We start from the raw sequence: 11492 nt of genomic DNA, 5'->3' as shown, positions 1-11492 counted from the left end.
CACCCGGCCCACACATGGGGCCCCCCCCCCCCCCCCCGCAACCCCGATCCCCTGGAGGTCGTCATCATGAACGGCTGGTTCATCTCCCTCCGTTCCTGGGCATTGCCCGCCACCCTGCTGGCGTCGGCGGCCTCGGGCCTGGTGGCCCAGGCTGTGCTCCCCACGGCCACGCCGTTGCGATCCTATGACAAGGGCTTCCGCGAGCCTGTGCGCCTGGCCACCGACTCGGCAGGACGCCTCTACGTGGCGGATCCCCGTCTGGGCACCATCACCATCCGGGATGAAGCCGGCAAGTTCCTCACCATCCGGCGCGGCCTCGATCGGCCCCTGGGCGTGGCCGTGGACGCTTCGGGCCGAATCTTCGTGTGCGAGGCCGGCAAGGGACGCGTCGCCATCTTCACCCCGGGCTGGGTGCCCGCGGGATATCTCGGCCAGGGTGATGGCGAGTTCCTGATGCCCAACCACATCCAGATCACGCCTGACGGCCTGGTCTACGTGGTGGACAGCCTGGCGAACCAGGTGAAGGTCTACGGCCCCGACAACCAGCTGGTGCGCCAGTTCGGCACTCCCGGCATCCAGGCCGGTCAGCTCAATTTCCCCACGGGCCTGGCCGTGGCGCCCACGGGCGAGATCTTCGTCTCCGACCAGGGGAACGAGCGGATCCAAGTCTTCGACGCGAACGGCGCCTACCTCCGCAAGTTCGGCGGCCCCATCGGCATGATCGGCTCCAACACCACCTTCGGCCGCATCCAGGGCATGCTCGCGGATGCCCAGGGACGCCTGTTCCTGGCGGATTCCTACCGCGGCGTGGTGGTGGTGGTGAACGCCGCCACCGGCGCGATCCTCGGCAATCTCGGCTCATTCGGTTCAGATCCCGGCCAACTCAGCGGGCCCGCCAGCCTGGTGGTGGACCGGAACCACAGGCTCTTCGTGGCCGCCCCGGGCAACACCCGGGTGGAGGTCTACGGCCTGGATGCCTACACCGATCCCCACATCCTCTCCGCCAGCCTCTTCGTGAACCCCACCCAGCTGGTGCGCGAGAATCCCGATGACCGGGCCCACGCGCGCAGGGCCGCCGCCCGGAACCTCAGGAACTGGCGGGAGCGGGGTGATGGGCTTCCCGGCGGCGCCATGCGCCCGCCGCTGGTCTCCGTCCTCGTCAAGATCCCGGGCGTGGACCCCTCCACCATCCAGCCGGGATCCCTCACCGCCAACGGTGTGCCCGCCACCCGCGTTCCCGGTGCCTTCCTCGGCGACTTCGACCGCGACGGTCGGGTGGAGTACCGCGCCTGGTTCGACCAGGACCGCCTGCTGGCCACCCTGCCCGACGGCAGCACCTTCCTGGTGCTGTCGGGGCGCCTGGGCGACGGGCGGACCTTTGAAAGCATCGCCGACGTGACCGTGGTCAATCCGACCGGGAGTGTCCAGTGAGCAGGCTCCACGCAATCCTCCCCGCCCTCGCCACCGGCCTCCTCCTCGCGGCGGGTGCCGCCCTGCTGGCCACGGATCCCCCGCACAACATCTCGACGGCGAACTCATACGGGGCGCTGAACTACTGCTCCACCTGCCACAAGCTCCACGGCGCCCCGGGCGGCACCCTGACCACGGTGAGCGGCAACACGAACCTGTGCCTGAGCTGCCACGTGAGCGGCGGACGGGCCACCAACCAGGCCTTCGCCGCCACGGACCAGGCCGTGCCCGCGGGTGCCAGCCTCGTCGGCTCCACCGCTGGCGGCACCTCCCACCGCTGGGACTCCGGCGCCCAGGGCCGCCTCATCAAGGGCTCACCCAACACCTCCACCGGCACCATCACCCCCTCCGGTGACTACACCGGCGCCTACGCCGCCACCATCAAGATCCAGGTCGTCGCCGCCGGCGCCACGGGCAGCGCCACGGTCGCCTGGTCCCAGACCACCAACGGCACCGCCACCTTCGGCGGCGCCACCACGATCACCACCAGCACCACCGCCCAGGCCCTGGGCAGCTCCGGTGTCTCCGTGGCCTTCTCCAGCACCGGGACCTTCGTCGCCGGGGACCTCTTCTACCTCTACGTGCGGCCGGACCTGGTCCAGCCCGCCTCGGCCATGGCCTCCCACCTCGAGTCAGGGAGATCCATGTGCTCCACCTGCCACGACCAGCACCTGCAGGCCCTCACCCCCTTCGATCCAGCCGCCTCCCAGACCTACACCGCCGGCACCACCAACAACCGCCACTTCCAGCGGGTGGCCAATGACGGCGGCGCCCTCTGCGGTGACTGCCATGCCCCCCGCAACGTGGGCAAGGGCGGCACCTCGCACCCCGTGAACCTCCCCGTGGCGGGCGCGGCCAACACCAAAACCCCCACCACCGTGCCCCTCACCGTCAGCGGCAACGTCCACTGCCTGACCTGCCACGACGTCCACAAGGCCTCCACCACGACAACCCCCGCCGGCATGCTGCTCCGCGTGAGCAACACCACCGCCCTGTGCGCCGACTGCCACACCCTGGCGGACACCACCACGGCCAACACCCACACCAACCCCACCAGCGGCATCCTCTGGCCCGGGGACCAGTACGGCGGCAGCACCTACGCCGCCATTACCGACACGACCCTCCGCGGCGCCTGCAAGAACTGCCACACTCCCCACGGCTGGCCCGACGCCAACAACCCCGGCGGCAAGTACGCCAACGCCCTGGGCGCCGAGCAGGACAACCTCTGCCTCACCTGCCATGACGCCGATGGGCCCTCCACCAAGGATGTGCGCACCCAGATCACCAAGACCATCCACCACCCGGTGGAGCGCAACAGCGGCCGCACCGTCGGCTGCGCCGACTGCCACAACCCCCACATGGCCACGGCGGGCGTCCACACCTACACCACCACCGCCACCCTCGACCGCAACCGCCTCCGCGCCAGCGGGGGGGGCGTGCTGAACAACATGTACGCCCTCCGCGGCGTGGATGGCGTGGCCTTCAACTACTCGGGTCTCGCCATGTGGGGCGTCCCCACCTCGGCCAACTTCACCAAGATCGCCGGGGGCTCGCCCACCGTCGCCGCCTCCGGGGCCGAGTTCGAGTACCAGGTCTGCTTCAAGTGCCACACCAGCTACAGCTGGGGCACCAACCCGGCGCCCAACGGCATCACCTCCGGCGGCACCAGCCCCCTCACTCTGGTTTCCGGCACCACCCAGCCTTGGGTGGCGGGTACGGGCACGGCCAGCTTCACCAGCGGCAGCACGAGCGTGACAGGCAGTGGAACCTCCTGGAACGCCCCCTCCATCCGCTACATGTACATCCGCCACGTCGGATACACCGGCACGCTCCGCTACGTCAGCACGGTCACGAGCAACACCGCGGTGACCCTCTCAGGAACCTACGGCACCACCGCTTCCGCCAAGGCCTACGAGCTGCGTGACTCCGCTGCCATCACGGGCACCACCACCGTCACCGGCTACGGCACGACCTGGGACACCTCCCTGGTGAACCAGTTCTTCGCCATGACCGCCGGCAACACCACGTCCTACCGCATCACGGCCGTCCCCAACGCCACCACCCTGACCATCACCACCGCCACCACCTCCACCACCCCCCAGGACTTCTACATCCACCCCGGCGCCAGCTTCACCAACGGCAGCACGGCGGTGGTGGGCTACGGTACCAGCTGGACCTCGGCCCTGGTGGGCAACACCATCCAAGCCAGCGGCGTGACGGGCACCTACACGATCACCGCGGTGGCGGATGCCACGCACCTCACGTTGAGCGGCAATTTCACCGGGACCACGGGCGTTTACCGGTTCCTGCTGGCCGGCCCGATCCTCCTCCAGGAGACGGACCTGGCCCAGGAGTTCAACCCGGCCAACCGCTCGGGACACCCCGTGGTCACGGGCCTGAACAACTACACGGGCAGCACTGCCCCCAAGGCCCTCGCCGCCGCCACCATGAAGGCCCCCTGGGCCACGAACCTGGGCACCCAGACCATGATGTGCTCGGACTGCCACAACACGGACGCCGCCACCCCCGCCGCCCAGGGCCCCCACGGCTCCGCCGCCCAGTTCATGCTGCGCGGCACCAACCCCGCCAACTGGCCCAACATCACCCTCAGCAGCGCCAGCACCAGCTGGTGCACCAACTGCCACACCCTGACCCTGAGCAACAACACGGCGCACAACACCGGCAACCACAGCGGCTACCAGTGCTGGAACTGCCACATCGTGATCCCCCACGGGGGCAAGATGTCCCGGCTCATCGGCTACAGCGGGACCGGCACCACCATGCCAGCCCGATACGCATACAACAACACCGTCAGCAACATGAAGATCACTGGGTTCAAGAAGCCGACTTCCGCCACCGGCTACTCCCAGGACGGAAGCTGCCAGACCTCCTGCTACCACAATGTCGCCGTAACGTCCTCCGAGACCTGGTGACCCCGGAAGCATCCGCTGCGGGCCCTGCCGCCGCCTCCTCCGGCTTGTGATTTCCATCATCCGTCGATTTCATCCCCCTCCGATGCGGTCGCTTCCACCTTTCTGTCGCAAGTCCCGAGATCTGCTCTCCTGTCATAGATCACATATATGTCCTGAAATCCAATTCCTCCCCTATCCTCCTGAAGGAACCCCGGCCTCGCCGGGTCACTCTCTGCTCCCCCAGCCGGAGATTCACCCCATGAGCCGATGCGCCACCTCGAGATTGCGCCTCTGGTTCGCGCTGGCCAGCTGCGGATGGCTGCCATCGGCCCTGTACGCCACGGATCCCCCGCACAACATCGCCACGGCGAATTCGTACGGATCGCTGAACTACTGCTCCACCTGTCACAAGGTCATGGGTGGGGCCAGCGGGGCCACCCTCACGACCGTGAGCGGAAATGTGAACCTCTGCCTGAGCTGCCATGTGAGCGGCGGCAAGGCCACCAACCAGGCCTTCGCCGCCACGGACCAGGCCGTGCCCGCGGACGCCAGCCTGGTAGGCGCCACCGCCGGCGGCACCTCCCACCGCTGGGACTCCGGCGCCCAGGGCCGCCTCATCAAGGGCTCTCCCAACACCTCCACCGCCACGATCACCTCCTCGGGCGACTACACCGGCGCCTACGCGGCCACCATCAAGATCCAGGTCACCACCGGAGGCGCCACCGGCACGGCCAAGGTCGCCTGGTCCCAGACCACCAACGGCACCAGCACCTTCGGCAGCGCCACGACGATCACCACCAGCACCACGCCCCAGGCCCTGGGCAGCTCGGGCGTCTCCCTGGCCTTCTCCAGCACGGGCACCTTCGTCCTCAACGACCTGTTCTACCTGTACCTCCGGCCCGACCTGGTCCAGCCCACCTCGGGCATGTCCACCTACCTGGAAGGCGGGAAGCTTATGTGCTCCACCTGCCACGACCAGCACCTGCAGGCCCTGGCTCCCTTCGACCCGAACGCTTCCCAGACCTACACCGCCGGCACCACCAACAACCGCCATTTCCAGCGGGTGGCCAACGACGGCGGCGCCCTCTGCGGAGACTGCCATGCCGCCCGCAACGTCGGCAAGGGCGGCACCTCGCACCCGGTCCACGTGAACCTGGCCACCGCCCCCAACACCAGGACCCCGACCCTGGGCACGGTCCTCTCCGCCGCCGGGAATGTGGAGTGCCTGACCTGCCACGACGTCCACAAGGCCTCCACGACAACTACCCCCGCCGGCATGCTGCTCCGGGTGAGCAACTCCCTGGCCCTCTGCACGGACTGCCACACCCTGGCCGACACCACCACCGCCAATGTGCACACCAACCCCACCAGCGGCATCCTCTGGCCGGGTGACGGGTACGGTGGCAGCACCTACCCCGCCATCACGGACACCACGCTGCGGGGTGCCTGCAAGAACTGCCACACCCCCCACGGCTGGCCCGACGCCAACAACCCCGGCGGACGCTACGCCTTCGCCCTGGGAGCCCGTCAGGACAACCTCTGCCTCACCTGCCACGACGGCGCCCCCGCCAAGGACGTCCGCACCGAGATCCTCAAGACCAACCACCACCCCGTGGAGCGGACCAGCGGCCACCTCGTGGGCTGCGCCGACTGCCACAACCCCCACATGGCCACGCCAGGGGTGCACGCCTATAGCACCGCCGCCGACGCCAACCGGAACCGCCTCCGCGCCGACGCCGGCGGCGTGCTGAACAACATGTACGCCCTCCGCGGCGTGGATGGCATCCAGTTCAACTACACCGGCCTGGGGCTGTGGCCGACCCCCACCGCAGCCGCCTTCACCAAGATCGCCAGCGGGTCTCCCACGGTGGCCGCCAGCGGCGCCACGTACGAGTACCAGCTCTGCTTCAAGTGCCATACGAGCTACGACAGCTATGGCGCCAACCGCCCCGGCGGCGTCACCACCTTCTACAACACCGGGACTGCCAAGTTCACCAACGGAAGCACCACTGTGGCCGGCACCGGCACCACCTGGATCGTCACCACCACCGCGGGCAATTCCGAGACCACGCCCGGCCGCACCGTGGTGGGCATGTACATCCAGAAGAACCTCACGTCGCCGGCCTACAAGATCGCCGCCGCCACCGCCACCTCCATCACCTTGGCCACCCCCTATGCGGGCCCCACCGACGCCGCGGCGGCGGCCTATGTCATCACCCGGGAGCAGACCGACCTTGCCCAGGAATTCAGCCCCAGCAATGCCTCGGGCCACCCGGTGGTGACCGGCCTCAACAACTACACCGGAAACGTCGCTCCCAAGGCGCTCAGCGCGTCCTTCATGAAGGCCCCGTGGACCGCCGTGGGGACGCAGACCATGATGTGCTCCGACTGCCACAACACCAACGGCACGGCGGCCCAGGGTCCACACGGATCGGCGAACCAGTTCATGCTGCGGGAATTCGCCGGCGGCGCCCCGGCCGCGAACTGGCCGAACGTCACCCTCACCGCGACCCTGGGCAGCACGGTCGCGAATCAGTCCTGGTGCAACAACTGCCACCAGCTCACCACGGCACTCACCAACGACGTCCACACCAAGAACAGCACGCATGAAGGCCACCAGTGCTATGCCTGCCACGTGGTGATCCCCCACGGCAGCAAGATGTCCCGCCTCATGGCCTGCAACACCAACATGCCCGCCCGCTACGCCTACCAGGGGGACCGCACCAACACCCTGATCCTCCAGTTCAAGAAGGCCGCCGTGGGATCCTACGCGACCGGCAACTGCGACACGACGGTCCACCACAGCGCCCTCTCGGGCACAGGCGTGGAATCCTGGTGAGCCCGCGCGACGAGGTTCTCCGCTCCCAACCGGGATGGAACCCCTTCCTCCCGGTGAAGCGGTTCCTGCGCCGGCCGGCCGTCATCGTCGCGGAGATCCTCGTCATCACCGCCGCCTGCGCCCTCGGGGCCAGCCTGCCCCAGGCCGGCCGGTCCCCGGCAGCCCAAGTCCTGAACCTGCGCTCCTATGGCGCCGCCACATCGGCACTGGTAGACGTCCTGTCCCTGGATCACGTCTTCACCAGCGGGTGGTTCCTCGCGGCCCTGGCCTTCGCCACGGCTTCGCTGGTCATCGTGGTCGTCGAGCAGACGCGACGGCTCCGGGCGACCTGGAGCCAGGTCCTCACCGACGCGCACTTCCGGAACGCACCGTTCCGGGTCGAGTTCACCCGCCCCGGGAACGGCCCCGCCACCCGGTCCATCCGCAGCCGCGGAAGGCTGGGGCTTGCCGGCTCCCCCCTGTTCCACACGGGCCTCTTGGCCGTGATCCTCGCCGGGGTCCTGGGGGCCCTGTTCAGCGTGCAGGCCGTGGTGGACCTCTTCGAAGGCGAGACCCTGCCCCCCACCGTGGAGGCCTGGGGCCTGCAGCAGCCGGGTCCCCTCGCCGCCCCCTTCCAGCTCGACGCCCCCCTGAAGCTGGTGTCGGTGGAGCCGACGCGCTACCAGGGCGGGGACCTGATGGGACTCCGCCTGAAGGTGGCCGAGGGTGACGCGGAAGGCGGACCCACCCAGGACCTGGGCATCAACCAGGACCTCCGGGTCAGCCGCGGGCGCCTCTATGCCGACAGCCTCTTCGGCCCAGCCGCCCTGGTGGCCTGGGACTGGCCCTCCAACCCCGAGTCCCGAACGGCCGTCCTCCTGGAGCGGAAGGAGCCGCAGGCCTTTGGAGCTTACACGCCGGGGCCCGGGTCCCTCCGCGCCCGCATCCGGGTGCCGATGCCAGCGGACGGAAGCCGGCCCGATCATGCCGAGGTGCGGATCCTCCAGGGTGAATCCCGCGTGGCGGAGGCCAACCTCCGGCCCGGCGAGGCCCTGGCCCTGCCCGGTGGAGGTGGGTTCCGCCTGCATGGGATCCCCTACTGGGCCCGGCTCCATGGCAGCCGCGATCCCGCCATTGGGCTCGCCTACGCCGGTTTCATGGTCGCCTTGGCGGGAGCCATCCTCACCTACGGGGTGACGCGGGTGGACCAGCTGGTCAGCGTGACGCCGGAGGACGGCCGGGAGCGGGTGGTCGTGGCGCTGAAGCCCCACCGCTTCGCGCCGCTGTTCCAGGAACGCTTCGCGCGGCTCGTTCGCGAGCAAGGAGGAGAGGCATGACCCTGCGCCCCTGGCTCTATTCCCTGATCCTGGCGGCCCTCGCCCTGGGCTGCGGTCGCGTGTCAGACCAGCAGGCCCGGACCCTGGTGACCCGCTACAACGAGGTGGTGAGCGAGGCCTACCGGAAGAACGACATCCTCCTCATCGATGCCGTGGTGGGGCCAAACGCGCCGGACGGCAGGCGCCTCACCGGTCTCATCGGCGTGCATGCCGACATGGGCATCGCCCTGGACGCGCACCTGGACTCCCTGGAGGTAACCGGCGTCGAGCAGACCCGGGAGGATCTGCGTGTGCGCACGCGGGAGCAGTGGCGCTACCGGGACCTGAAGGTCGGCACAGGAGAGCAGGTGGGCGAGGCATCCGTGGACCGTTACGAGATGACCTACCACTTCCGGAAGCTGAAAGGCGCCTGGATGGTCGAGGAGATCGCCTTCGCCGCACCGCCGCAAGTGGGCCGCAAGGAGGTGCCCTGGACCATGGATGCCAAGGACGCCCACAGCATCGTCACACCACCCCCCGGCAAGCCCTGAAACCCGGAGCGTTCCATGAGCCCATTCGTCTTCGAAGCCACCCTGCACTGGACCTCCGTGGCCCTCTACATCCTGGCGACGGTGATCTTCGCCCACGCCCTGCTGTGGAACCACCCCACCCGGGGGCGCTGGGCAGTCCTCCTCGCGATCTTGGGCTTGGCGCCCCACACCGGGGCCATCCTCGCCCGCTGGATCGCCGTGGGTCACGGGCCCTACATGGCCAAGGCCGAGGTGCTGTCCTCCAACGCGTGGATCGCTGTGGTGATGCTGCTCGTGGTGCTGTGGCGACGGCCCAGCTGGGCAGGGCTCGCCCTGGTGGCGCTCCCCGGGGCGATCCTGATGATGGGCCTGGGTCTGTTGGCAAGTCCTGAGGCCAAGGAGCTGCCCCCCACGCTGCGGTCCATCTGGCTCGTCTTCCACATCTTCTTCACCAAGCTGGCCGTGGGGGCGTTTCTCCTGGCCTTCGCGGCCGCGGTGCTCGCGCTCCGCAAGCTCAAGGGCACCACCAGCCCCTTCCTCGCTCGGTTCCCATCGGCGGAGGTCCTGGATGCCTCCATGATCCGCTTCGTGGGCTTCGGCTTCGTGTTCTGGTCCACCACCATCATCGCGGGCGCCATCTGGGCCCATCAGTCCTGGGGCCGCTACTGGGGCTGGGATCCCATCGAGACCTGGTCGCTCGTGACCTGGCTCTGCTTCGGCACCTTGCTGCACCTGCGGCTGTTCTATCGCCTGGGCTCGCGGTCCACGGCCTGGCTCACCATCGGCTGTTTCGGGGTCTCCATCCTCACGGCCTTCATCTTTCCCTTCCTGGTGCCCTCGCTTCACGCCGCCTACTTCCAGTGACCGGGGATTGTGACTATTTCCGCCACCTTTGACCCCAGAATGATGTTGCGAAAGGCAATGAGGGTGACGTCGTGAGCAAGGTCCTTTTCGTGGTGCCGCCCTACTCCAGCTGGGGGGTGGAGGTCATCGGCACCTGGCCGCCGCTCCAGATCGCCTACCTGGCCGGAGCCGTCGAAGGGGCGGGGCACGAGGCCCGCATCTACGACGCCATGAACCGGGATGGCGCCAGCTTCGAAACCATCCGCGCGGAGGTGGAACAGTACCGCCCGGATGTCGTCGTGGCCTACGACTACCTGCCCGTCACCGGCGCCATCAGCACGGCGGTGGTGCCCGCCGCCATGAAGGCCCTGGGCCTGGCCAAGACGGTGGACCCCGCCATCACCACGCTCATCGGCGGCCCCTTCCCCACCTTCAAATATTCCGAGCTTCTGCGGGATCCCTCCCGGGCCGTGGACATCGTCCTGCGCGGCGAGGCGGAAGCCACCTTCCCCGAGCTGCTGGCGGCCCTTCCGGGTGGCGTGCTGGATGGCGTCCGCGGCCTCGCCTTCCTGCGCGACGACGAGGTCATCGTCACCGAGACCCGCCCGCACATCACGGACCTTGACGCAGTCAAGCCCGCCTGGCACCTGCTGGACTGGGACGCCTACCGCTACCGGATCGATCCCCCGGGCCGCATGGCCTCCATCCTCACCTCCCGCGGCTGCATGATGGGCTGCTCGTTCTGCAGCCACCGGGCCTTCTGGCGGGGCGACTGGCGTGCCCGCACGCCGGAGGACGTCATCGAGGAGATCCGCCTGCTCGTGGACCGCTACGCCGTCGAATCCATCACGATGATCGACCCGTACCCCACCCATGACCGCGGACGCTGGGAGCGGCTCCTCGACCTCATCATCGACGCCCGGCTCGGTATCCGGCTGCTGATGGAGACCCGCGCGGAAGATGTGGTGCGCGACGCCGACCTGCTGCCCAAGTACCGGGAGGCGGGCGTGGTGCATCTCTACATCGGGGCCGAGGCCGGCACGGACGAGCTGCTGGCTTCCCTCAACAAGGGCAACGATGTGAACGCCATCGCCCAGGCCATCCGCCTGGCCCGTGAGCACGACATCGTCACCGAAGCCTCCTTCATGATCGGGCACCCCACGGAGACCCAGGCCTCCATCGACCGCACCATCGAGGTCGCCATCCGGATGAACCCCGACATCGCGGTGTTCCCCGTCCTGACGCCCATGCCCTTCACGCCCCTCTACGACCAGATGCAGGACCGGGTGCGCGTCCGCGACTATTCCAAGTACAACCTGTCCACGCCGATCATCGAGCCCTACGACATGACGCTCGAAGAAGTCGCCATCGCCCTTGGGCGTTGCTACATGACCTTCTACGCCCAGAAGATTCCCCAGATCCGGGCCCTTCCCGACGGCTTCAAGCGCCGCTACCTCCTGAGCGCATGCAAGGAGATGATGGCCGCCTATGGCAAGCACTTCAGCCACCTGGGGGCGAAGATGCCGAAGATGCACCCCCATCCGGCCGCCTGATCACCCGGACGCCACGACCCATCGGGATCACTCCGTCCAAGCCCGACTGG

At 68.6% G+C, this 11492-nt stretch carries 7 protein-coding genes; all 7 read left to right on the top strand.

Annotated elements, in window-relative coordinates; genetic code table 11:
• A partial coding sequence (locus tag MLG87_RS00230) for an NHL repeat-containing protein (protein WP_243293231.1) occupies positions 1-1431 on the top strand: 1431 nt, incomplete at its 5' end.
• Positions 1428-4403 carry a cytochrome c3 family protein gene (locus tag MLG87_RS00225; protein WP_243293230.1) on the top strand — a complete coding sequence of 992 codons (2976 nt, stop codon included), beginning with the start codon at positions 1428-1430 and terminating at the stop codon, positions 4401-4403. The genes MLG87_RS00230 and MLG87_RS00225, both read left to right, overlap by 4 nt.
• A 238-nt stretch (positions 4404-4641) precedes the next feature.
• A complete protein-coding gene (locus MLG87_RS00220; protein ID WP_243293229.1) occupies positions 4642-7221 on the top strand; it encodes a cytochrome c3 family protein in 2580 nt (859 codons plus the stop codon).
• On the top strand, positions 7218-8537 hold the full coding sequence (locus MLG87_RS00215) for a cytochrome c biogenesis ResB family protein (protein ID WP_243293228.1): 1320 nt from the start codon (positions 7218-7220) through the stop codon (positions 8535-8537). Before MLG87_RS00220 ends, MLG87_RS00215 begins: the two co-directional genes overlap by 4 nt.
• The gene (locus MLG87_RS00210; RefSeq protein ID WP_243293227.1) at positions 8534-9067 is read left to right on the top strand and encodes a hypothetical protein; all 534 of its coding nucleotides are present in this window, start codon (positions 8534-8536) and stop codon (positions 9065-9067) included. Before MLG87_RS00215 ends, MLG87_RS00210 begins: the two co-directional genes overlap by 4 nt.
• Positions 9068-9082: 15 nt before the next feature.
• On the top strand, positions 9083-9910 hold the full coding sequence (locus tag MLG87_RS00205) for a cytochrome c biogenesis protein (RefSeq protein ID WP_243293226.1): 828 nt from the start codon (positions 9083-9085) through the stop codon (positions 9908-9910).
• Between the two features lie 71 nt (positions 9911-9981).
• Complete coding sequence (locus tag MLG87_RS16245) at positions 9982-11442, top strand: B12-binding domain-containing radical SAM protein (RefSeq protein WP_243293225.1); 1461 nt, start codon at positions 9982-9984, stop codon at positions 11440-11442.
• Positions 11443-11492 lie beyond the last annotated feature (50 nt).

Origin of the sequence: Geothrix mesophila (assembly GCF_022808835.1) — a bacterium.
GTDB classification, from domain to species: Bacteria; Acidobacteriota; Holophagae; order Holophagales; family Holophagaceae; genus Geothrix; species Geothrix paludis.
This window is presented reverse-complemented; position numbering and strand designations above follow the sequence as displayed.

Coding starts and splice junctions, on each gene's coding strand:
- MLG87_RS00220 (WP_243293229.1), top strand. CDS start 4,642: ATGAGCCGATGCGCCACCTCGAGATTGCGCCTCTGGTTCGCGCTGGCC.
- MLG87_RS00210 (WP_243293227.1), top strand. CDS start 8,534: ATGACCCTGCGCCCCTGGCTCTATTCCCTGATCCTGGCGGCCCTCGCC.
- MLG87_RS00205 (WP_243293226.1), top strand. CDS start 9,083: ATGAGCCCATTCGTCTTCGAAGCCACCCTGCACTGGACCTCCGTGGCC.